This window comes from Sphingomonas sp. G-3-2-10 (genome assembly GCF_012927115.1).
Lineage (GTDB): Bacteria > Pseudomonadota > Alphaproteobacteria > Sphingomonadales > Sphingomonadaceae > Sphingomonas.
Genome location: NZ_JABBFY010000001.1, coordinates 1,493,073 through 1,516,061 on the forward strand (window position 1 = coordinate 1,493,073; position 22,989 = coordinate 1,516,061).

Here is a 22,989-nt window from a genome sequence, read left to right on the forward strand (position 1 = left end):
GAGATTTTACCCTCCTGAGGGAAAAAGAAATGAACGAACTGACCAACTTCGCGAACCCGGTGGCCAAGCCGGAGACCTTCGACCAGATCCAGATCGGCATCGCATCGCCGGACCGGATCCGCTCGTGGTCGTTCGGCGAGATCAAGAAGCCGGAAACCATCAACTATCGCACGTTCAAGCCCGAGCGTGACGGCCTGTTCTGCGCGCGCATCTTCGGTCCGATCAAGGATTACGAATGCCTGTGCGGCAAGTACAAGCGCATGAAGTACAAGGGCATCGTCTGCGAAAAGTGCGGCGTGGAAGTGACCGTTTCGAAGGTCCGCCGCGAGCGCATGGGCCATATCGAGCTCGCCGCTCCGGTTGCGCACATCTGGTTCCTCAAGTCGCTGCCGTCGCGCATCGGCCTGCTGCTCGACATGCAGCTCAAGCAGCTAGAGCGCGTCCTGTACTTCGAGTCCTACATCGTCACCGAGCCGGGCCTGACCCCGCTCGAGAAGTTCCAGCTCCTCACCGAGGACGAACTGCTCGACGCGCAGGACCAGTATGGCGAAGACGCCTTCTCGGCCGGCATCGGCGCGGAAGCCGTCAAGATCATGCTCATGGACCTCGACCTCGAGGGTGAGCGCAAGGAACTGCTCGACGAGCTGGCGGTCACCAAGTCGGAACTGAAGCCCAAGAAGATCATCAAGCGCCTGAAGGTCGTCGAATCGTTCATCGATTCCGGCAACCGTCCGGAGTGGATGATCCTCGACGTGATCCCGGTCATCCCGCCCGAGCTGCGCCCGCTGGTGCCGCTGGACGGCGGCCGCTTCGCGACCTCGGATCTCAACGATCTGTATCGCCGCGTGATCAACCGCAACAACCGTCTGAAGCGTCTGATGGAGCTGCGCGCGCCGGACATCATCGTCCGCAACGAAAAGCGCATGCTGCAGGAAGCCGTTGACGCCCTGTTCGACAACGGCCGCCGCGGCCGCACGATCACCGGCGCCAACAAGCGTCCGCTGAAGTCGCTGTCCGACATGCTCAAGGGCAAGCAGGGCCGCTTCCGTCAGAACCTTCTCGGCAAGCGCGTCGACTATTCGGGCCGTTCGGTCATCGTGACCGGTCCGGAGCTCAAGCTGCACCAGTGCGGTCTGCCGAAGAAGATGGCGCTCGAGCTGTTCAAGCCGTTCATCTACGCCCGTCTGGACGCCAAGGGTCTCTCGATGACCCTGAAGCAGGCCAAGAAGTGGGTCGAGAAGGAGCGCAAGGAAGTCTGGGACATCCTCGACGAAGTCATTCGCGAGCACCCGGTCATGCTGAACCGTGCGCCGACGCTCCACCGTCTGGGCATCCAGGCGTTCGAGCCGGTTCTGATCGAAGGCAAGGCGATCCAGCTTCACCCGCTGGTCTGCTCGGCCTTCAACGCCGACTTCGACGGTGACCAGATGGCCGTCCACGTTCCGCTGAGCCTCGAGGCCCAGCTGGAAGCGCGCGTCCTGATGATGTCGACCAACAACATCCTGTCGCCCGCGAACGGCAAGCCGATCATCGTGCCGTCGCAGGACATGGTGCTGGGTCTCTACTATCTGTCGATGCTCAAGGAAGGCGAGCCTGGCGAGGGCATGCTGATCGGCGACATGGCCGAAGTGCATCAGGCGATCGAGGCTGGCGCGGTTACGCTCCACACCAAGATCACCACGCGCGTTCCGCAGACCGACAAGGACGGCAACCGCTACATGAAGCGGGTCGAAACCACGCCGGGCCGCATGCTGCTGGGCGAGACCCTGCCGCAGTCGCACAAGGTGCCGTTCGAGACCGTCAACCGCCTCCTCACCAAGAAGGACGTGGGCGACGTGATCGACGAGGTGTATCGTCACACCGGCCAGAAGGAGACCGTGCTGTTCGCGGACGCGATCATGGCGCTCGGCTTCCGTCACGCGTTCAAGGCCGGCATCTCCTTCGGCAAGGATGACATGATCATCCCGGCGTCGAAGGAAGCGACCGTCGACGAGACCCGCACGCTCGTGAAGGATTACGAGCAGCAGTATCAGGACGGTCTGATCACCCAGCAGGAGAAGTACAACAAGGTGATCGACGCCTGGAGCCGTTGCGGCGACCAAGTGGCGAGCGCCATGATGGACGAGATCAAGTCGGTGAAGAAGCTGCCGAACGGCCGCGAAGCACCGATCAACTCGATCTACATGATGGCTCACTCGGGTGCCCGCGGTTCGCAGGCGCAGATCAAGCAGCTTGCCGGCATGCGCGGCCTGATGGCCAAGCCGTCGGGCGAGATCATCGAAACGCCGATCATCTCGAACTTCAAGGAAGGTCTGACCGTCCTTGAATACTTCAACTCGACCCACGGCGCTCGCAAGGGCCTCGCGGATACCGCGTTGAAGACGGCAAACTCGGGCTACCTCACCCGCCGTCTGGTCGATGTGTCGCAGGATTGCGTCATCATGGAGCAGGATTGCGGCACCGAACGTGCGCTGGAAATGCGCGCGATCGTTCAGGGCGGTTCGACCATCGCGTCGCTCGGCGAGCGTATTCTGGGTCGTACGACCGCGGAAGACGTTGTCGATGCGAAGACCGGCGAAGTCGTCATCGCGTCGGGCACCCTGCTCGACGAGGCGATGATCACGCAGATCGAAACCATCGGCATCCAGGGGATGAAGATCCGCTCGCCGCTGGTTTGCGAAGCGAAGATCGGCGTCTGCGGCAAGTGCTACGGCCGTGACCTCGCTCGCGGTACGCCGGTGAACATCGGCGAAGCCGTCGGCGTCATCGCGGCACAGTCGATCGGTGAACCGGGCACGCAGCTGACCATGCGTACCTTCCACATCGGCGGCGCGGCGCAGCTCAACGAGCAGTCGAACCTCGAAGCCATGTCGGACGGCAAGGTCGAGTTCCGCGACGTCCGCATCATCGTCGATCAGCGTGGCCGCCGCGTGGTGACTTCGCGTTCGGCCGAGCTGGCGATCGTCGACATGGACGGCCGCGAGCTGGCGGTGCACCGCATCCCCTACGGTTCGTACGTGCTGTTCGACGATGGTCACATCGTCTCGCAGGGCGACCGGATGGCCGAATGGGATCCGTTCACCATGCCGGTGATCACCGAGAACCCGGGTACGGTGAAGTATGTCGACCTGATCGAAGGCAAGACGCTCACGGAACAGGCCGACGAAGCGACGGGCATCACCCAGCGCGTCGTCACCGAGAACCGCGGCGTTTCGGCGAAGAAGGAAGACCTTCGTCCGCGCATGACCCTCACCGGCGCGAGCGCCGAAGAGGCCGGCCGCTACATGCTGGCAGCCGGTGCCGTTCTCTCGGTCGAGGACGGTGCTCAGGTGCAGGCAGGTGACGTGCTCGCTCGTGTGTCGCGTGAAAGCGCGAAGACCCGCGACATCACCGGCGGTCTGCCGCGCGTCGCGGAGCTGTTCGAAGCGCGCAAGCCCAAGGAAAACGCGATCATCGCGAAGGTCTCGGGCCGCGTCGTCTTCGGCAAGGACTACAAGGCCAAGCGCAAGATCGGCATCCAGCCCGAGGACGGCGGCGAGGTCGTGGAGTATCTGGTTCCGAAGTCGAAGGTGATCGACGTTCAGGAAGGCGACTACGTGAAGCGTGGCGACAACCTGATCGGCGGCAGCCCCGATCCGCACGACATTCTCGAGGTGCTCGGCATCGAGCCGCTCGCGGAATATCTCGTGTCGGAAATCCAGGAAGTCTATCGACTGCAGGGCGTGAAGATCAACGACAAGCACATCGAGGTGATCGTTCGCCAGATGCTGCAGAAGGTCGAGATCATCGAGTCCGGCGACACCACCCTGCTGGTGGGCGAGCAGCTCGATCGTGACGAAATGGACGAGCAGAACGCGAAGCTTGAGAAGGGTCAGACCCCGGCTCAGGGCAAGCCGATCCTGCTGGGTATCACCAAGGCGTCGCTGCAGACCCGCAGCTTCATCTCGGCGGCGTCGTTCCAGGAGACCACCCGCGTCCTCACCGAGGCGGCGGTCCAGGGCAAGCAGGACATGCTGAACGGTCTCAAGGAGAACGTGATCGTCGGCCGTCTGATCCCGGCGGGCACCGGCGCAGGCATGAACCGCCTGCGTGTCGCGGCTTCGTCGCGCGACGCAGCCCTTCGGGTGCAGCAGCGTGCGCTCGCCGCTTCGCTGATCGCTCCGAACTCGGCTGCCGAAGAGCATGCGGCAGAACTGGCCCGCTCAGCACGCGATGCCAGCGGCACGGGCGAGGACGCGCTGGCCGCAGTCGTCGCATCGGGCCACGGCACCGACGCGGACGCAGGCGATTACCTGAACGAAGCAGAGTGATCCGCTGAGTTCAGCGCCACGGCGTTGAAGACAGAAAAGCCGCCGTCCGGATTACCGGGCGGCGGCTTTTTCTTTTCGAGCCAAACTTACAAATACCGCATCCACCACGCCCCGCTCGCGCGTTTGCGGGCAGCGAACCAGCGGCAGGCAAACCAGCACGGCACCGCCAGCGCCGCCGCGACCAGCCAGAGCAACGTGACGTCCGGCAGGCTGAAAAACTGCGTCTCCTCTGCCCCCCAGATCGCGTTCGCCATCAGGTTCAGCGCGTGCAGCAGATAGAGGTGAAGCAGGTAGAAAAAGAGCGGCGCCGATCCGAATACCACCAGCCATCCAACGATCCGCGCCGGCACTCGCTCGAACGCGGCGAGCAGCAGCGCGCCCACGCCAAGGGTCAGCAGCAGGAAATCGGCCGAGGGCGGATATTTGGTGAGGTTGAGGAAGCTCATCGCGGAGCGCAGCGGCGTCTCCCCCATTCTCCAGGGCCGGTCCCCATAGAGGTTGATCGTCCGCAGGAGGAGGAACAGCGCCAGCGATGCGCAGCCGAGCAACACCAGCCGGCGCTGCCGCCACGCCGCCGCGACGCCCGGCCGGAACCACGGCCCGATCGCATAACCGAGTGCGATCACGCCGATCCACGGCAGCAGCGGGTAGGAAACCCGCGCCTTCGCGCCCCAGGGCAGATCGAGCCACACCCGCTCGTGCAGGATCGCCCAGACCGTATGGCCCCACTGGCTCGGCGCTACCGTGACCCCATCGAGCAGATTATGGCCCAGCACGATCCCCAGCCCCGCCGCGATCAGAGCCGGGCGCGGCAGATGTACCAGCCCAGCCAGCGCGATCATCGACAGGCCGATCGCCCAGATGACCTGAAGGAAGAAGCGGTCGGGCGTGAGATCGAAGCTCCAGCCGAAACTCACCATGCTCCACTCCAGCGCGACGAGGAACAGCCCGCGCCTGAACAGGAACCCGGAAGCCGCGCCCGCGCCTCCCTTCGCATCGCCATAGAGGAACGCCGCCAGTCCGGTGAGCGCGACGAATACCGGCGCGCAGAGATGCGCGGTCAGGCGGGTGAAGAACAGCGCGGGATCGACATTGGCCGCGTCCATCGGATCGCCGACCTGCGCGTGGAGATAGAAGAACTCCCGGGCATGATCGACAAGCATCAGCAGGATCACGAGACCGCGCAGCGCATCGATCGAAACGATGCGGGCGGAGCGGATGGCCGCGTTGCCGGAAAGGGAAGGTCGGGGCGAAGCGGTTGACAGCGGTGAATTCATCTCACATTTGAGATGATACAACATATCAAAAAAGGCAACCCCGCTTGTACGCCAGATCGCTTCTCGCCGCGGCTTCCGTCGCGCTGACTCCGCTTGCCCTGCCTGCATCGGCCAGCGACCTCCCGCCGGCGCCCGAAGGCGTCGAGGAGAAGGCCACGGCGTCGGACGACGAAGCGCAGGAGATCGTCGTGCTGGGCACGCGGCGCGACCGGGCGGACCGGACGCTGTCGTCAGACGTGGTGACCGAACGGATGTCGCAATCGAGCCGGTCGATCGAGCGCGACCTGCTGACCGCATCGGGCAGCTATCGCCTGTCCGATGCCCTCGAACTGGTCAGTGGGGTGAGCAACCAGAACAATCGCGGCGGCTTCCTCGACAATTTCGCGATCCGCGGCTTCCTCGGCACGCCCGATGGCGGGGCCGAATATTATGTCGACGGGTTCCTCGCCAATCGCGGCCTCGGTCCGCCCCGCGATCCCGCAACGGCCGAACGGGTCGAGCTGTTGAAGGGTCCGGCCGGCGCGCTGTTCGGCGATATCGATCCCGGCGGGCGCGTGAACATCGTGACCAAGACCCCGCGCTTCGATGCCTCGGCCAGCGCGGTGCTGACCTTCGGATCGTTCGGCAACCGCCGGATCGAGCTCGACGCCACCGGCCCCCTGTCCTCGACCTTCGCCGCGCGGCTGGTGGTCGCGGCGGAGGATAGCGACGGATGGCGAGACTATGTGACGCTCAGGCGCCGCGTGCTGGCGCCCTCGCTCAGTTGGACGCCATCGGCCGATCTGCGGCTGACCTATGTCGGCGAATTCACCGAGTTCGACGCGCCGTTCGACCGTGGCATTCCCGCCATCGCCGGCAACGCCAACGCCCTGCCCGCCAGCCGCTTCTATGGCGAGCCCGGGGACGGGACAACGCGCTTCCGCAACCAGCGGCACCAGTTGACCGGCCTCACCTCAGTGGGAGGCGGCCTGACGCTGAACGGCGGCATCGCCTATCGCACGGGATCGCTGCGCGGTTTCTCGTCCGATCAGTCGCGGCTGGTCGATGGGCACACCCTCTGGCGGCAGCGGCGGCAGCGCGATTTCGGGGTGGACGACCTGTCGGCACGGGTCGAACTGGCAGGCCAGTTCGGCGGGCATCGCGCCAGCATCGGGCTGAAGGGCTATATGCTCGATTATCGCGAGGGCTGGATGCGCCGCAATCCGAGCGCGGCGAACCCCTATGCGATCGACGTGTATGATCCCGTCTATGGCGGAGTCTCCGCGCCTCTCCTGCCCTTCACCAACAATCGCGAAAAGCGCTGGGCGGCAACGCTCTACCTCCAGGATATGTGGGACCTGACCGAGCGGCTGACGCTGACCGGCGGGGTGCGGCTCGACACCTATCGCCAGCGCATCCGCAACAATCGCACCGGCGCGGTGGCGCGGACGATCGACGAGCCGCTCAACTTCCGCATCGGCGCGCGATACAGGATCGACGATCGCTTCGCCCTCCACGCCAATTGGGGTGAGAGCTTCCTGCTCAATTCGGGCACGGGGCGCGATGGTCTGGGCTTCGGGCCGGAACGCGGCAAGGGCTATGAGCTCGGCGCGACCGCGGCATGGCCGGGGATCGATATCGCCATCACCTGGTTCGACATCGCCAAGCACGATATCCTGACCAACGATCCGGTCGATCCCAACTTCCTCGCGCCGGTGGGCAGCCTCACCAGCCGAGGGATCGAGTTCGACGCCGCGATAAAGCTGGACGATCGCTGGCAGATCGTCGCCAACTATGCCTGGACCCGCGCCCGCGCGGACGATCCCGGCTTCGCCAGCGATGTCGTGCTCAACGTGCCCGAACATGCCGGCACCCTGTTCGCGGTCGGCCGGTTTCACGACGCCGGCGGGCGTGGCGTCTCGATCAGCGCCGGCGGCAGCTATATCGGCGACCGGGCCGGCGCGATCGACGGCAGCGGGCTGATCCTGCCAGCCTATTTCAAGGCCAAGGCCGCGCTGGAATATGCCTTCTCGCCCCGGCTGGGTATCCGCATCGAAGCCGAGAATCTGTTCGACGCGCGCTATGCGCAGAGTTCGTACAGCCCGGTCTGGGTCTTTCCCGGCGCACCGCGCAAGATCCGCGCCTCGTTGCGAAGCGCATTCTGACGACGGACGTGCGGAAGGACAGCGCGCCACATACTAATGCGAATGGTTTGCATTAGCCCCATCCTGCTGTTAGCAGCCGCAGCAGGAGGATCAAATGAACCGTCGCACCCGTTTCTCGCTGCCTTTCGTCGCACTCGTGCTGCTCGCTCCGGGCGTCGCATTCGCCCAGGCCGATCCCGCCGCTGACGAAGCGAAGGCCAAGGAGGACGAGATCGTCGTCACCGCCGCGCGCACCATCCTGCCGCCCTCGGCGCTGCCGCTGACGATCGACGTGATCGACAAGAACGCGCTCGACCAGCAGTTGAGCATCTCGGGTTCGGTCACCGACGCGGTCGCGACGCTGACGCCGTCCTTCTCCCCTACCCGCCAGAAGCTGTCGGGATCGGGCGAAACGCTGCGCGGGCGCTCGCCGCTCTACGCGATCAACGGCATCCCCCAATCGACGCCGATGCGCGACGGCAGCCGCGACGGCTTCACCATCGACGGGTTCTTCGTCGACCGGGTCGAGTTGATCTACGGTTCGAACGCGCTGCAGGGCATTGGTGGCACCGGCGGCATCGTCAATCAGGTGACCGTGGGCGCACCGAAGCAGGACGGCATTTCGGGCCGCGTGCTGTTGCAGGGCACCAGCACCGACGACTTCACCGGCGATGGCTTCGGCTACAAGGCCGCGGGCCTCGTCCAGTATCGCGCGGGCCGGTTCGATGCGACGGTCGGCGCGGCCTATGAAAAGCGCGGCGCATTCTACGACGCCGATGGACGCCGTGTCGGGCTGAACCTGACGCAGGGCGAAACGCAGGACAGCAACACGTTCTCGGTCTTCGGCCGCTTCGGGTTCGAAGTGACCGATACGATGCGGCTCGATCTGATCGCCAGCCGGTTCGAACTGAAGGGCGACGGCAATTATGTCTCGCTCGCCGGCAATCGCGTGACCGGCATTCCCACCAGCGCAGTGCGCGGGACGCCGCCGGGCAAGCCGGCCGCCAGCCGCACCGAAAGCGTCGCGCTGTCGCTGACCGACACCGATCTGGCCGGCGGCAATTTCATCAGCCAGGTCTTTTTCAATCGCACGCACGACACGTTCGGCGGCGAAATCGCGCCGATCCCGACATTTCAGGACGTGCTGATCGCGCCGGTAGGCACCTTGTTCGATCAGTCCGAGAACCGCTCGCGCAAGTTCGGCGGCAAGTTCAGCTATGAGCGCGGCCTTCCCGGGTTCGAGGACCTGACCCTCACCCTCGGCTTCGATGCGCTGTTCGACAGCACCGAGCAGCGGCTGATCGCAACCGATCGCGTGTGGGTGCCGCCCAGCGACTTCCGCAGCTATGCGCCGTTCGCACAGGCCAATCTGGCGTTGTTCGACAAGCGGCTGCGCCTCGCGGGAGGCGTGCGCTATGAGAACGTCAAGATCACCATCGACGATTATACCACCCTCGCCACATCGGGCCGGACCTTCGTTGCGGGCGGCTCGCCGACCTTCGACGATGTGCTGTTCAACGGCGGCGTGATCATCGAGCCGGTGCCGGGTATCCGCGTGTACGGCAGCTATGCCGAAGGGTTCACCGTTCCGGACATCGGCCGCATCACCCGCGCGGTTTCGACGCCGGGCCGGGATATCGACACCTTCCTCGACATTTCGCCGGTGGTCTCCAACAATCGAGAGATCGGGCTGGAAGTGAAGCGCGGACCGCTGGACGCCAGCGTCACCTATTTCTGGTCGTCGAGCGACAAGGGCCAGTTGCTGATCTCCAACCCGGGCGGCATTTTCGACGTGCAACGTCAGCGGGTCGAAATCGAAGGGCTCGAGGTCAATCTCGGCGTCCGCCTGCCGGTCGAGGGGCTGCGCGCGAATATCGGCTATGCCCATCTGAAGGGGCGTTACGACAGTGACAGCGCGGCGCCCGACGGGATCGTCGATACCGATCTGGATGGCGTGAACATCTCGCCGGATCGCGTGAACCTGGCGCTCAGCTATGCGACCGGCCCCTTCTCGGCGCGGATGCAGACGCAATTCTATCTGTCGCGGACCTTCCACGGGAAGGCCAATCCCAATCAGGGCAACAACTTCGGCGGCTATAACCTGACCGACGCCTATCTCCGCTATCAGACGCCGCTTGGCGGGATCAGCCTTGGCGTGCAGAACCTGCTCGACAAGCAATATATCGACTATAGCAGCGACACGCGGCTGGCGACGGAGAACCCGGTGCTCGCCTATTTCGCGGGACGCGGGCGGACGCTGACCTTGGGCTGGGATTACCGATTCTAACGCCATGAAGACGCTGGATCTTCTCCACCGCTGGACCGGCGGGCTGATCGGTCTCGTGCTCGCGATCATGGGCGTGACCGGCACGATCCTGCTGCACAAGACGGCGTGGATCCTGCTGCCGCATGGCGACGATGCGATGGTGCGCGACGTGGGTACGCTGGCGGCGACGACCGACAAGCTGCTGGCCGGTGGCAAGGCGGGCGGGATCATCTATGCCAACCCCGATTTCGGGCTGCATCAGGTGCGTATCGGCAAGGATGGCGGCGCCTATGCCGATCAGGCGGGCAATATCGTCACCAGCTGGCAGAGCCAGTGGGAGCGGCCCGAGCTGTGGATCTTCGATCTGCACCACCATTTGTTCACCGGCGATTTCGGCGAGACGATCATCGGCATTGCGGGCCTGGCCGCGATCTTCTTCATCGTGTCCGGCGCGATCCTGTGGTGGCGGACGCGGCGGACCTTCAAGTTCCGGCTATGGCCCGCGCGGATGAGCCGCCCGGCGATCGTGATGCACCATCGCGACATGGGCGTGGTGATGGCGCCGCTGCTGTTCCTCTCGGCGCTGACCGGCACGATGATGATCTTCGATCCCGTAAAGGCGATCGTGATCGCGCCCTTCTCGTCGCCCGCCGAAGTCGAAAAGGCGATGGCCCCGCCCAAGTTCAAGGGCGGTCCGCTGAACCCCGATCTCGACTGGGGCAAGCTGCTGGCGACTGCGGACAAACGCTTCCCCGGCGCGGAATTCCGCATCCTTTCGCTGCCGCGCAAGGCCGGCGACCCGATCATGCTGCGGATGCGCCAGCAGCCCGAATGGCTGCCCAATGGCCGCACGACCCTGTGGTTCGATGCGGCCACGGGCGACCTGCTGGGCGCGCGCGATGCGCTGACGCTGCCGCAGGGCGCGCATGTGTTCAACACCGCCTATCCGGTCCACGCCGCCAAGGTCGGCGGACTGGTCTACCGGCTGGTGATGACGCTCGTCGGCATCGCCATGACCCTGCTGGGGACGCTGGCGCTGTGGAGCTTCTGGTTCAAGCGGCCGAAGCCCCGGAAGCGTCCGCCAGCGCGCGCCTGATCCTCAGCGTTCGTCGATCACCCGCCGCAGCTTCTGCACCGCGACTTCCTGCCCTTCCTTATGGTCGATGGTGGTCACGAACCGGCCCTCGCGATCCATCAGGAAGATCGAGGCGGTATGATCGATTGTATAGTCGCCACCCTCGACCGGGACCTTTTCGTAGAAGACGTGGAACGCCTTCACGATGCCGGCCAGCTGTTCGGCGGTGCCGCTCAGGCCGATGATCGGCGTGTCGAACAGCCCCAGATATTCGCGGATGCCTTCGCGCGTATCGTGCTGCGGATCGACCGAGACGAAAATGATGTCGAACTTCATCCCGTCCGCGCCCAGCGCCTTGCGCAGCTGGGCCATGCGGGTAAGCGTGGTCGGGCACACATCCGGGCAGCGGGTGAAGCCGAAGAAGATCGCATAGGGCCGCCCGCGCAGCGTCTTCTCGGTAACCGTGCGGCCATTCTGGTCGGTCATGGTGAAGCTGCCGCCGAATGCCGCGCTGTAGCTTTTGCTGGCATCGTCGCCCGCGGGCGCGCGAAGCATCAGCGCGGCGGCCAGCGCCACCGCCGCGACCGCCACGCCGATCCAAAGCCACAGGCGGAAACGGGCAAGCGCCGAGCGTGGCGCGAGGTTCGGAGTTTCGGTTTCGACGTCGCTCATTTGCCGCCTCCATAGCTGATCGATTCGACCTTGAGCTGCACCGTCACCTTGCCCGCGCGCTGGAATTGCAGCGTGACCGGCACGGCCGTGCCGCGCACCAGCGGCTTCTTCAGGCCGATCAGCATCAGGTGATAGCCGCCGGGCTTCAGCTCCAGCTTGCCGCCGGCAGGCACGTCGAGCCCGCCGGTCACCTGCCGCATCCGCATCACCCCGCCTTCCATCGACATGGTGTGCAGTTCGACCCGCGCCGATACGGGCGAGCTGGCGGCGACCAGCCGGTCGGCCGCCTTGCCGCCATTGGCGACGGTCAGGAAGCCGCCGCCCACACTCTGGCTGGGTGCGGTCTGGCGCGTCCATGCGTGAGTGACGGTGAGCGTGCCGAGCCTGTAATCCTGTGCCGCGATCGGAACTGCGGCCAGCAATGCGGCCGTCGCGGCCGCCAGATATCCTGCCTTCATGAGTGACGTTCCCTTGCTGTGAAAATGCGCGAGCCCGCTTCGCCGATCAGTGCGGCGAGCATGGTCAATCCGGTGAGTGGAAGGGCGACGGCCAGCAGCAGCATGGCGGCGGCCAGCCCGCGCTCGCGGCGGGGATCGGTGCGCGGCGGTTCGCGGAGGCGTCCGGCGCGACGGCGCTTCCACCACAGCACCGGCCCGGTGATGCCCAGCGCCCAGATCGCAACGCAGCCGAACAGCATCAACAGGCGATTGGGCCCGCCATATTGCTGGCCCTGATGCGTGGCGATGCCCCATTCGATCGCCCGCGCGCCGCCGCCGAACTGCGCATAGCGCGCGTCCTGCAGCACCTGCCCGGTCCCCGCATCGATATAGACGGCGTGCGCGTCGTCTGCCCGGACGATGGCGCGCGAGACGAGGTACGGCGCGCCCGGCTTGCCCGGGAGGGTCAGCGTCCAGGGAGCGCTCAATCCCGACCATTCGGCACGGGCGATGGCGAGGTCGGGCGTGATCCGCTGCACACTCTCCCGAGCGACAGGCGGCGACGCGGATTGCATCGACCAGGGCAGGCTTTCCTTCGCGCCATGCCCCTCATGCTCATCATGCGCCGACGCCGCCTTGGGACCGGGCCGTTCGGGACGTCCCAACCCATTCGCCGCCACCCATGTGTTGAGCTTCGCGCCCGCGAACACCGTCCACGGCATTCCCGTAGCCGCGAGGAAGAGGATGATCGCCGCCGCGACCAGCCCGGTCGAGGCGTGGAGGTCGCGCCAGAACAACCGGCCCTTCGGCTTCCCCCGCACCCCGACCACCGGCGAACCGCTACGCGGCCACCACAGGATCAGGCCGGTGACGACCAGCACGATCGCCCAGCCCGCGACGATCTCGACCAGCGCATTGCCGACCGGGCCTGTGATGGCGAGGCTGTGCAGATCGCGGACGGTCGCCATGATCCCACCCCCGCTCGCGCTGCCCAGCAGGATAGCGCGATAGGGATCGACGAACGCCAGCCGCCTGCCGCCATCGGGCATGGCCAGCGCCATCCGCCAGCCCTCGTCCGGCGCGGCGGGCCGCATGACCTGCTTCACCGTCGCCCCGGACTGGCGCTCGACCGCGGTGATCAGCCGGGACACGGGCTGCACCTCGCCCGAGACCGCGACCTTGCTCCAGTCGCGATAGACGAACCGCTCGATCTCGGGCTTGTAGAGATAGAGCGCGCCCGTCGCGGCCAGCCACAGCAGCACTGGCAGCACGATCAACCCGGCATAGAGATGCCAGCGCCACGCCGCGCGGTAGAGCGGGCTAGAAGGCTGCACGCAGGCCTCCATAGATGGCGCGGCGCTCGACGGGGTAGAAGGCCACCGTGCCGGGCGCTGCCAGCACGACCGCCGAAATGTCGCCGACCGCCTTCTTGCCCGTCAGGTTGCGTACATCGAGGAACAGCGTGACCGGCCCGGCATCGGCTTCGGCGCCGAGCCCCAGCATGGCGTAACCCGGCGCGCGGACGGTGTTGCGATAATCAGCCCACGCACCCTGCGGCACCCATTCGACGCGCGGGGTCAGCGACAGGCGCTCGCCGCCCAGTCGCAGTTCGGCGCGATAGAGATGGACCGGCACCACCGGCAGGCGATTGTCGCCATATTGCGGATCGTCGCGGAAGCGGAAGTCGCTGTAGAGATAGACCTGACGCAGCTTCGCCCACTTGCCGAGCGTAAGATCGAGGCTGGCCTCGACGCCCTGATGCCGGGTCTTGCCCGCGTTGAAGGTCGAAGCGGGAATGGCCGGATTGACCGTGAACTGCAGCATCTCACCGCGCAAATCGGCGCGGTAGAGGCTGATGTCCCAGCTCGCGATGCCGGAGGTGCCGCGCGTGCCGATCTCCGCCGTCCAGGCGCGCTGAGGATCGAGATCGACGAACCCGGCGAGCGGGGCCTGAACCAGTTCGCCGAAGCCCGGAAACTCCACCGATCGCGAGACATTGCCATAGACCTGCACGCCCACGACCGGCGTCCACACCGCCCCGAATTTGGGCGACAGCGCATCGAAGCTGCGGTTCGCATTGTTGGCGGGCACCAGCCGGTTGTCGATCTCGCGTCGGCCATTGGCATGGACCGCGCCTGCGACCAGCGTGAAGCCCGTCAGCGGCGTCACGCGGAGCTCGCCATAGCTGTTGATGCTGCTCGCGCGCTGGCGGACATCGGCGGTGGGTGCGCCACGCTCGCCACCGAGATTGACGAACTGCTTCGCCGTGACCCGGCCGAACCGCGCCATGCTGCCGATCGTCAGTTCCACGGGCACACCCGCGACCCGCCCCGACCAGTCATAGCTGGCGAAGACGCCGCGATCGTCGGACTTGTGATCCAGTACCTGGAAGATCGGGTGATAGAGCTGCTTGGCGTTCCAGTATCCGCCGAAGCGCAGCGTGCCATCCCCCAGATCGACGCTGGTGCGGTTCTGGAGCCGGATCGAGTCGATATCGCGCGCCTGATCCTGTGTGATGTTGTTGGGCAGCGACATCTCCGGCGTGGTCAGCGCCTGCGCCAGCGTCAGCGATCCCGGCAGATCCTGGCGGATATGGTTCACCGATGCGTAGAAGCGCGTCTCCACCCCCTCGCCCAGCAGGATCCCGGCATTGCCGTTGAAGCGGAACGAGAAGCGTTCGGCATGATCGCGATCGCCATCCGAACGATCGGTGGTCAACGTGACATAGGCGTCGCCGGATTCGTTGGCGTAGCCATAGGCCGCCTTGCCGCGCACCGTGCCGAAGCTGCCGCCATCGAGGCGCAGCGACACGCCCGGCGCGCTCCGCCCGGTCGGCGTCACGGCATTGATCGCGCCGCCCAGAGTCGATCCGCCGAAGCGCATCGCATTGCCGCCGCGATAGACTTCGATGCGCTCGAACACTTGCGGATCGAGCTCCTGAAAGTCGCCATTGTCGTCGGCCATGTTGATCGGCACGCCGTCCTGCAGCAGCGTCAGCCCGCGCATGTGGAAACCGCGGCTGATCCCCGATCCGCGGATCGCTATGCGCACTTCCTGCCCGAAGCGCGGCTGGGCATAGACGCCGGGCGACATAGCCAGCGCATCGCGCAGCGAGACTGCGATCCGGTCTTCATATTCGGTGGCGGGAACGACATCGGCGCCCCCTGCGGGCAGCGTGACGATCGGCAGTTCGCCGGTAACGACGATAGGCATGTCATCACGCTCGGCCTGAGCGAAAGCAGCAACGGGGAACACGCAGGCGGAAACGCCTGCCAGCAACAGAAAGGACTTCATCTGAAAAAACCTCAGGTCGCGCGGCCCCGGGTGGGCGCGCAGGATCATGGTCCGGCAGGTGCCGGATACGGAGGGTTCAGATGTGTGCGGGTGGTCCGGTGGCGGGCGGCGGCGGGGCGGCGAGCCCCTGCCCGATGGCGGCTTGAAGCGGGCGCGCAGGCAGTTCGACTTGTGCCGGTGCGGGCGCGGCCAGCGCGGCGGACGCATCGCCTCCCAGCATCGCCATGCCCATGCCCGCAAAGGCGCAATGTTGATCGGCGCCGGCCTCGCCTGAAGGCTTATCCTTGTGGATCCCGCCCTCGGCGTCGATCCACGCAGTTTCCATGCCGGTGCCGGTACACAGGGTGATCGCGAAGCCGTCTGCTGCAGCCGCAGGCATCCAGCCGCCGGGCACCAGCACGCGCATCAGCAGCGCCAGCGCGATCAGCGCCAGTGCGATCGGCTCGCGTAGAAAGGCCCGGGTTCCGGTCACGCGGCCCCGCTAGGCTTGTCGACGCGCGCTGTCCAGCGCGTTCCCTGCGCGGCAAATGAACACAGCCTCTTCCCGCCCCTCGCCGGAAGCATTATCTGCCGCACATGGCTACAGAACTCTACGATCTCACGATCCCGGTTTTCCTGCGCGGCTTCAACGCATTGTCCGTTATCCTAGAAAAAGGACGGGCACATGCCGACGAAAACCGCATCCCCCACGAAAAGCTGCTGAGCGCGCGCCTTTGCGAAGACATGGCGCCGCTCACCTCGCAGATTCAGCGCGCCAGCGACGCGGCGAAATTCACCGCGGTCCGGCTCGGCCAGATCGAGAATGTCCCGATGGACGACAATGAAGCGAGCTTCGACGCGCTGCTCGATCGCATCGCCCGCACCGTCGCATTCCTCGAATCGGTCGATCCGGCCGCGATCAACGGGCGCGAAGATGCCGACGTCGAACTCAAGACGCCGAACAAGAGCTTCGCGTTCAAGGGCCGCGCCTATGCGCTGAATTTCGCGCTGCCCAATTTCTATTTCCACGTGACCACGGCCTACGCGATCCTGCGCTCGCGCGGCGTACCGCTGGGCAAGATGGACTATCTGGGCGGGATCTGAGCCGTGGCCAGGATTGCGGTCATCGGCGCCGGCGCGATCGGCGGCACGCTCGCGGCATGGCTGGCGCAGACGCATGACGTGACCTTGTGTGCGCGCTCGCCGCTGACCGATCTTGAAGTCGAGACGCCGGAGGGCGTGATCCGCGCTGCGCCGCTGATCCTGACCGATCCCGCCGAAGCGGCGCCTGTCGATTGGGTACTGTGCACGACCAAGACCTATGATTGCGCGGGCGCCGCGGTGTGGCTCGACGGGCTGATGGGGCCTGAGACGCGCCTAGCGGTGATCCAGAACGGGGTCGAACAGCGCGACCGCTTTCCGCAAGTGCCGCAGGGCCGCACCGTGCCGGTCATCATCGACTTGCCGGTCGAACGCACCGCGCCCGGGCGCATCGTTCAGCGCCGCAACGGCACGATCAGCGTCCCCGAAGGCGCCAATGGCGAAGCGTTCGTGGCGTTGTTCGCCGAGACGATCGTTGCCGCCGCCACCACGCCCGATTTTGTGACTGCCGCGTGGAAGAAACTGGCGATCAATTGCTCTGGCATCGTCAGCGCACTGACCCGCCGCCCTGCCGAAGTCGCCAACGATCCCCATGCCGCCGAAGTGATGCGCGGGCTGGTGCGCGAGTGCATCGCGGTAGGCCGCGCGGAAGGCGCGACTCTCTCCGACCGGCTGGCGGATCTGGTGGTCGAATGGACCACCCGCGCCCACCCGCAATCGGTCAATTCGCTGCATGCGGACTTCGTCGCGAAACGCCAGACCGAGGTCGATGCGCGCAATCTGGTGATCGTCCGGCTGGGCGAGAAGCACGGCATTCCCGCCCCGCTCAACCGCGCGATGGCGGCACTGCTGCTCGCGTCCGGTTAAATCTCGACGATCCGGCTCGCCAGCCGCTCGGCTTCGGCGCGGTCGTGGGTGACCATGAGGATCGGCAGCTTCACTTCGTCGCGCAGCCGCTCGATCACGATCATGATCTCCTCGCGCCGCGCCCGGTCCAGCGACGACAGCGGTTCGTCGAGCAGCAGGAAGTGCGGGCCGGACAGCAGTGCGCGGCCGATCGCCACTCGCTTCGCTTCGCCGCCCGACAAGGTACGCGGCCAGCGGTCGAGCAGGTGCGCGATCCCCAGAAACGCAATCGTCTCGTCCACGCCGAGCGACCCCGCATCGTCGCGATGGCCATAGTTCAGATTGGCCAGCACGCGGAGATGCGGGAACAGCCGCGCTTCCTGAAACACATAGCCGGCGCGGCGCTGCTCCACCGGCACGTCGATCACCGCGTCGAACAGCGTCTCGCCGCCGACCCGCACATGCCCCGCATCGGGCGTCACCAGCCCCGCGACCATGTTGAGCACCGTAGTCTTGCCCGCGCCGGATGCGCCGAACAACACGGTCAGGCCCTCTCCCGCCTCGATCCGGCAGGCGATCTCGGTATCGCCGAGCCGCTTGGTCAGGTCGAGGTCAAAGGACATGCATCCCCCTCCCCGCGCGCCGCGCAATCAGTTCCGATGCGACCAGCGCCGCCAGCGAGAGCAGGACCGAGATGATCGCCAGCCGCAGCACCATCGCTTCGCCACCCGGCACCTGCAGCGCGGCGTAGATGGCCAGCGGCAGCGTCTCGGTCTCCCCCGGCACGTTCGACACGAAGGTGATCGTCGCGCCGAACTCGCCCAGCGCGCGAGCGAAGCCGAGCACCAGTCCGGCGAGAATGCCCGGCAGGCTCAGCGGCAGCGTCACCGTGCGGAACACGCGCCACGGCGACGCCCCCAGCGTCCGCGCCGCGCCTTCCAGCCGCCGGTCGACTGCTTCGATCGAGAGGCGCATCGCCCGCACCATCAGCGGCAGCGCCATCACCCCCGCCGCGATCGCCGCGCCGGTCCAGCGAAACAGCACGCTGATCCCGAACCAGCTTTCCAACCAGCCGCCGATCGGCCCCGCCGGAGCGAACGTCAGCAGCAGCAGCCATCCGGTCACCACCGGCGGCACGACCAGCGGTAGATGCACCAGCCCGTCGAGCAATATCTTTCCGGGAAATCGCCCCCGCGCCAGCAGCCACGCCAGTCCGAACGCGATCGGCAGCGTCGCCAGCACCGCAATGCCGCCCACTTGCAACGACAGGGCGACAATGCCCCATTCGGCGCTGGTCAGCATGTCAGAGCGGCGTGAAGCCGAAACGGGCGAAGATGGCCTTGCCGTCGCGCGAGAGCAGGAACTGGCGGAAGCCCTCGGCATCGGGGCTGGTCGAGGCCTTGAGCCGGGCGACCGGGTAGCGGATCGGCGGATGGCTGTTCGCCGGGAAGATGCCCGCCACGCGCACCTTGCGCGAGGCGCGGGCGTCGGTGGCATAGACCACGCCATATTTCGCCGCGCCCCGCTCGACGAACGCCAGCGCCGCGCGGACATTCTCGGCCCGCACCACCTTCGGCGCCAGCGCGGGCCACAGGCCCAGCCGCTCGAACGCCGCCTTGCCGTAACGCCCGGCGGGCACGGCATCGGGATCTGCCATCGCCAGCCTTCCGCTACCCAGCATCGCCGCGATCGGCGATCCGCGCTGGATCGGCACGCCCTTCATGTCGAGCGCGCTCGCCACCAGCACCAGCCGGTTGCCGAGGAAATCGGCGCGCGTGCCGGGCACGATCAGCCCGCGCCGCTGGATATCGTCCATCCATTCCTCGTCCGCCGACGCGAACAGATCGGCCGGCGCCCCCGCCGCGATCTGCCGGGCCAGCGCGGAAGATGCGGCGAAGGATATCACCGGACGCGGATTGTCCTTGCGGGCCCAGGCGTCGGCAGCCGCGTTCATCGATTCCTGGAGGCTCGCGGCGGCCAGCACCAGCGGCGCCTTGCGCGATTGTGCCTGCGCGATGCCGCCGCCAAAGGCTCCGGCCGCAAGCGCGCTCCACAGGAAATCGCGGCGATTCATGCCCAGCCTTCTGGCCCGCCGGGCCGGTCAGCGCAACTTGCTGATCGATCCGGCCGTGGGCCGCACCGCATCGCCATCGCTTCCGCCCGCCGCCTCCGCGCGCCGCCAGCCCTCGAGATCGGCCATGCGGCGCAGGTCGAGCGCCTTGCGGCACGGCGTGGGATCGGAATCGGTCTCGCACCGCGCGCGCTGGGTTTCCCACAGCCGCTGGCCATCGGCCAGATAGGCGCGGTCATAACCCTGCGCCTGACCGAACAACTCGCCATAGCGTGCCTCGATCGTGCCCTTGTTGGGCAGGGTGGGCGCTTCCTCGCACGCGCCGCCTTCATTGCATCCCAGCTTCGGCGCGACCGCCGCGAGCGATCCAGGCTGCGCACGCTGAAGCAGCGCATCCTCGGCAAGGAACCCGGCCGCGCCGTCGCTCGACCGCGTCACCCAGATCCAGTTCTTGCCGTCCGCGCCCGCCCGCGTCCCCCGGCCCACCACCGAATCATGGAGGTTGAGCCGCTGGATCGCGGGGAAACGGTTCCCCGGCCCGTTGCGCAGCGCCACCGTCAGCGCGCCACCGGTCGGCAGCACGAGATAGTCGCGCGGCTCGGCAAAGCTCGCCACCTCGGCATCGGGCGTGGTCGAGACGACCGGCACGTCGAGCGGCGGGATCGCGGTATCGGCCGCCTGCACCACGCCATCGAAGCCGGGCAGCATGGGCCGCCAGTAATCCTGCGTCACCAGCCCCACGCCGAGCAACAGCACGAGCATCATGACGCCGCCCCAGCCGCTGCTGCGGGTGCGGCGGCGAGGCGACGGCATCGGCGCGGCGAACGGCATGGCGCGCGCCGGGCGGAGGCTCATCGCCATCGCCTGTCCCTGATACCGGACCGCCGCCGGACCGCCAGCCGTCGGCGCGCGATATGCCGGGCGCGGCGGCGGCGTACGCTTGACCGCGGGCCGGGCCTTGGCGGCGGCGACGCGCGCCTCATGCCCGCAGAAACCGCAGCCCGCGCCGAAATGGACATGCTCCTCGGGCTTCGCCGCGCACGGCGTCATCTGCCCCATCAGCACGTCGAGATGATCGCGCCACTCCTCCGCGCTGGGCCGCGGCCCGCGCCCTTGGAACGCGGTGTCGAACAGCACGCGCGTGTTGCGGCGAAACATGCGGTGGATGCTCGCCGCGCTGGGGCTCAGCCCGGTCTTGGGGCGCAGCGCATAGGGATAGAGCCCCTCGAGGATGCGGGCCTGAAGATCGGTCGCCTGCGCCGATCCGCCGGCCGATCCGGCAAAGGGATGGACGCCGTTGTTGAGCAGTTGGAAGATGATCACCGCCAGCGCGAACAGGTCCTGCGCCTCACCCAGTTCCTTCGCCGGCACCTTCCAGCTTTCGGGCGCGATATATTCGTCGGACAGCACGTCGGCGGCGATGCGCCCCGCCTTGCCTTGGATGCTGAACCCGTCGGTATCGACCACCGCCATCCAGCTGACCGTGGGATAGAAGCGCAGGTTCGCCGGCTTCATGTCGATCATGTGATGGCCGGCGCGGTGCAGCTCGGCGAAGACCGACGCCAGATTGCGCGCCACCAGCACGCGATAGCCGTAATAGTCGGAGAGCTTCTCGATCCGGCGGCTGCTCTTCTGAAGCAGGTTCACCAGGCTGGTCGAGCGGCCGAAATCGATCTCCGGCATCAGGAAGCCGATAAAGCTGCCCTTCGCATCGAACAGCTTGGCCTCGGGCCATGAGATTTGCGGATAACGTCCGCCCTGATGCTCGGCCGGTGGCAAGTCGGGCGGCGCGGCGATCATCGCCTCGATCTTGGGCTCGTAACGCTTCGCTTCGGTGGGGTCGTGGTACAGCTTGGCCGCCGATCCGGCCATGCCGTCGAGCGCATAGACCTTCCCCGCAGCCCCCTCGCCCAGCATCTTGCCCAGTGTGAGCATCCGCTTGCGCGCACCGCGGCCGAGATAGACTTCGCTCACCGCGCCGCCTGCGCCCAGACGAGCGTCTTGTCGTCGTTGGTCTTCTCGCGGACCGCGTCGCTGTCGAGCGTGGCGGTCAGCGCCTTCTCGCCTTCCTCGCGGCCAGCGCCGGCAAGGAATCGTCCGATCGGCTCGAAGAACGGCATGAATGGCTGCGGGCCGGAGCTATGGTTCTTCAGGCCGACATCGGTGACTCCGTCGGACATGACGAAGATCGTGTCGAACCCAGGTTCGATCAACTTGAACCGCAGATTGCGCCGCCAATTACCCTCGGTGAAGAAATAGGTCTCGTAGGAATATTCGCCGTTGCTGGGTTCGGACATGACCCAGCGGCCCTCATCCGCCGCGACAGCAAGCGCTGCTCCGTCGCCGATATGGAAGAATATCCCACCCTTCCCCGGCAGCACCACCGCCCCGACCAAGGTCGCATGATAATCGTACAGACCGGCATCGGGCGGCACTTCATTCAGCGCCTGCGCGCGTGCAGCCTCGATGCCGCTGCGCACCACCCGGCAGCATTTCAGCAGCAGAGCCCGCGACGGCTTGGGCTGGACGCGTCCGATCGCGCGGGCCAGCGCCGTCGTCACGTGCTCGCACACCATCGCAGCGCCTTCGCCGCCAAATCTCGCGGACCCGGCGCCATCGGAAACCACTGCGATCAGGACGCCTCCCGCCGTTACTTCAAGACGATAGCGGTCCTGACACGCGTCCCCTTTAAACGCATGATAAGCCCCAGTGACCGAGGCGGCAGCGACACGCCAGGCCGCCGGGCTCATTACCCCGCGCGTCCCGGGACCACCGCCCAGTCCGACGGGGCGGCCATCTGGATATTCTCGCTCGGCGCGGACTTGGATCCGGCCCGCGCGCTGCGGCTGAGCCACAGGAAGAATTCGCGGAACGCCAGCCCCTTCAGCCCCAGCGGCTGGCGCGGCGAGAAGCGCGCCAGCTTGGCCATGTTCGCATCGCCCACGCCGACGCAGAATACCGAGACGCGGCCCGTTTCCTCCGCGCGGCGGCATTCGTCGGCGGCGTCTTCCCAGTCGCGGTCGGTCGGCTCGCCATCGGTCAGGACGAACAGCCAGGGGCGGTTATAGGGAATGCCGTGATCGCGGTAGCGCGCCTTCTCGGTCTCGATCTCGTCGAGCGCGCGGCGGACGCCCGCGCCCAGCGGCGTCGTGCCATTGGCTTCGATCTCCGGCGCTTCGAACTCGATCGCGTCGACCCAGTCGGTGACGACCTCGACATCGTTGGGCGCACCGACGCGGAGCACGAGGATGCGCACCCGCTGGCGCGCAACGTCATCGGCCTTCAGGTCGGCTTCGAGCAGCTTCAACCCTTCGTTGAGCGCGCCGATCGCATCGTTCGCCGCCATCGAGGTCGATCCGTCGAGCACAACGACGCACGGCAGGCGCTGGCTCGTATTCTCGGCTAGCGCGACGTCCGGAATCAGGTTCAAGCCAACCCCCTTCACTCGAACTCGGGCGCCCCCGCCCAAAACGCACCGGAATAGCCGCTGCCCCCGCGCGGATCATGAAGCAGATGCGTGAGAGCCGCAAGGCGCACG

At 66.5% G+C, this 22,989-nt stretch carries 18 protein-coding genes; 6 read left to right on the forward strand and 12 right to left on the reverse strand.

The genetic code is table 11. The annotated features are described in order from the left end of the window. Positions 1-29 precede the first annotated feature (29 nt). Positions 30-4,310 (forward strand): DNA-directed RNA polymerase subunit beta', encoded by a 4,281-nt coding sequence (rpoC, locus tag HHL13_RS07515; RefSeq protein ID WP_169555089.1) that lies wholly within the window; start codon positions 30-32, stop codon positions 4,308-4,310. An 86-nt stretch (positions 4,311-4,396) separates the two neighbouring features. On the opposite strand, the gene HHL13_RS07520 is transcribed toward rpoC, so the two are convergent. Further along, positions 4,397-5,587, reverse strand: coding sequence for a heparan-alpha-glucosaminide N-acetyltransferase domain-containing protein (locus tag HHL13_RS07520; RefSeq protein WP_169555090.1), 1,191 nt, complete (start codon positions 5,585-5,587; stop codon positions 4,397-4,399). Positions 5,588-5,631: 44 nt separating this feature from the next. Here HHL13_RS07520 and HHL13_RS07525 point away from each other — a divergent pair, with 44 nt between their 5' ends. The 3 genes from HHL13_RS07525 (at position 5,632) to HHL13_RS07535 (ending at position 11,072) form a co-directional block, all read left to right on the forward strand. Then, positions 5,632-7,731 carry a TonB-dependent siderophore receptor gene (locus HHL13_RS07525; protein WP_169555091.1) on the forward strand — a complete coding sequence of 700 codons (2,100 nt, stop codon included), beginning with the start codon at positions 5,632-5,634 and terminating at the stop codon, positions 7,729-7,731. 94 nt (positions 7,732-7,825) lie between these two features. Further along, positions 7,826-9,997, forward strand: coding sequence for a TonB-dependent receptor (locus tag HHL13_RS07530; RefSeq protein WP_169555092.1), 2,172 nt, complete (start codon positions 7,826-7,828; stop codon positions 9,995-9,997). A gap of 4 nt (positions 9,998-10,001) precedes the next feature. Next, positions 10,002-11,072 (forward strand): PepSY-associated TM helix domain-containing protein, encoded by a 1,071-nt coding sequence (locus tag HHL13_RS07535; protein ID WP_169555093.1) that lies wholly within the window; start codon positions 10,002-10,004, stop codon positions 11,070-11,072. A 3-nt stretch (positions 11,073-11,075) separates the two neighbouring features. On the opposite strand, the gene HHL13_RS07540 is transcribed toward HHL13_RS07535, so the two are convergent. The 5 genes from HHL13_RS07540 to HHL13_RS07560 all read right to left on the reverse strand — a co-directional run bounded on the left by HHL13_RS07540 (position 11,076) and on the right by HHL13_RS07560 (position 15,926). Beyond that, entirely contained in the window at positions 11,076-11,723 is a 648-nt protein-coding gene (locus HHL13_RS07540; RefSeq protein WP_169555094.1) for an SCO family protein, read from the reverse strand. Beyond that, positions 11,720-12,181 carry a copper chaperone PCu(A)C gene (locus HHL13_RS07545; protein ID WP_169555095.1) on the reverse strand — a complete coding sequence of 154 codons (462 nt, stop codon included), beginning with the start codon at positions 12,179-12,181 and terminating at the stop codon, positions 11,720-11,722. The genes HHL13_RS07540 and HHL13_RS07545 overlap by 4 nt, the downstream gene beginning before the upstream one ends. Further along, positions 12,178-13,494: a PepSY domain-containing protein gene (locus HHL13_RS07550; RefSeq protein WP_346775500.1), complete on the reverse strand. Its 1,317-nt coding sequence runs from the start codon at positions 13,492-13,494 to the stop codon at positions 12,178-12,180. The genes HHL13_RS07545 and HHL13_RS07550 overlap by 4 nt, the downstream gene beginning before the upstream one ends. After that, positions 13,481-15,454, reverse strand: coding sequence for a TonB-dependent receptor (locus HHL13_RS07555; protein ID WP_169555097.1), 1,974 nt, complete (start codon positions 15,452-15,454; stop codon positions 13,481-13,483). The genes HHL13_RS07550 and HHL13_RS07555 overlap by 14 nt, the downstream gene beginning before the upstream one ends. Before the next feature lie 76 nt (positions 15,455-15,530). Beyond that, complete coding sequence (locus HHL13_RS07560) at positions 15,531-15,926, reverse strand: DUF2946 family protein (protein ID WP_169555098.1); 396 nt, start codon at positions 15,924-15,926, stop codon at positions 15,531-15,533. 104 nt (positions 15,927-16,030) lie between these two features. Here HHL13_RS07560 and HHL13_RS07565 point away from each other — a divergent pair, with 104 nt between their 5' ends. Both HHL13_RS07565 and HHL13_RS07570 read left to right on the forward strand, forming a co-directional pair. After that, the gene (locus HHL13_RS07565) at positions 16,031-16,537 is read left to right on the forward strand and encodes a DUF1993 domain-containing protein (RefSeq protein WP_169555099.1); all 507 of its coding nucleotides are present in this window, start codon (positions 16,031-16,033) and stop codon (positions 16,535-16,537) included. Between the two features lie 3 nt (positions 16,538-16,540). After that, entirely contained in the window at positions 16,541-17,401 is an 861-nt protein-coding gene (locus tag HHL13_RS07570; RefSeq protein ID WP_169555100.1) for a 2-dehydropantoate 2-reductase, read from the forward strand. On the opposite strand, the gene HHL13_RS07575 is transcribed toward HHL13_RS07570, so the two are convergent. The 6 genes from HHL13_RS07575 to HHL13_RS07600 are packed head-to-tail and all read right to left on the reverse strand — an operon-like array spanning position 17,398 to position 22,881. Then, positions 17,398-18,003 (reverse strand): ATP-binding cassette domain-containing protein, encoded by a 606-nt coding sequence (locus HHL13_RS07575; RefSeq protein WP_169555101.1) that lies wholly within the window; start codon positions 18,001-18,003, stop codon positions 17,398-17,400. The two genes, HHL13_RS07570 and HHL13_RS07575, sit on opposite strands and share 4 nt — an antisense overlap. After that, positions 17,993-18,682 (reverse strand): molybdate ABC transporter permease subunit, encoded by a 690-nt coding sequence (gene modB, locus HHL13_RS07580; RefSeq protein WP_169555102.1) that lies wholly within the window; start codon positions 18,680-18,682, stop codon positions 17,993-17,995. The genes HHL13_RS07575 and modB overlap by 11 nt, the downstream gene beginning before the upstream one ends. Position 18,683: 1 nt before the next feature. Next, positions 18,684-19,454: a molybdate ABC transporter substrate-binding protein gene (gene modA, locus HHL13_RS07585; RefSeq protein ID WP_169555103.1), complete on the reverse strand. Its 771-nt coding sequence runs from the start codon at positions 19,452-19,454 to the stop codon at positions 18,684-18,686. A gap of 27 nt (positions 19,455-19,481) precedes the next feature. Continuing rightward, positions 19,482-21,425, reverse strand: coding sequence for a hypothetical protein (locus tag HHL13_RS07590; protein ID WP_169555104.1), 1,944 nt, complete (start codon positions 21,423-21,425; stop codon positions 19,482-19,484). After that, on the reverse strand, positions 21,422-22,201 hold the full coding sequence (locus tag HHL13_RS07595; RefSeq protein ID WP_169555105.1) for a PP2C family serine/threonine-protein phosphatase: 780 nt from the start codon (positions 22,199-22,201) through the stop codon (positions 21,422-21,424). Before HHL13_RS07595 ends, HHL13_RS07590 begins: the two co-directional genes overlap by 4 nt. Beyond that, positions 22,201-22,881 carry a VWA domain-containing protein gene (locus tag HHL13_RS07600; RefSeq protein WP_206376863.1) on the reverse strand — a complete coding sequence of 227 codons (681 nt, stop codon included), beginning with the start codon at positions 22,879-22,881 and terminating at the stop codon, positions 22,201-22,203. The genes HHL13_RS07595 and HHL13_RS07600 overlap by 1 nt, the downstream gene beginning before the upstream one ends. Positions 22,882-22,989 lie beyond the last annotated feature (108 nt).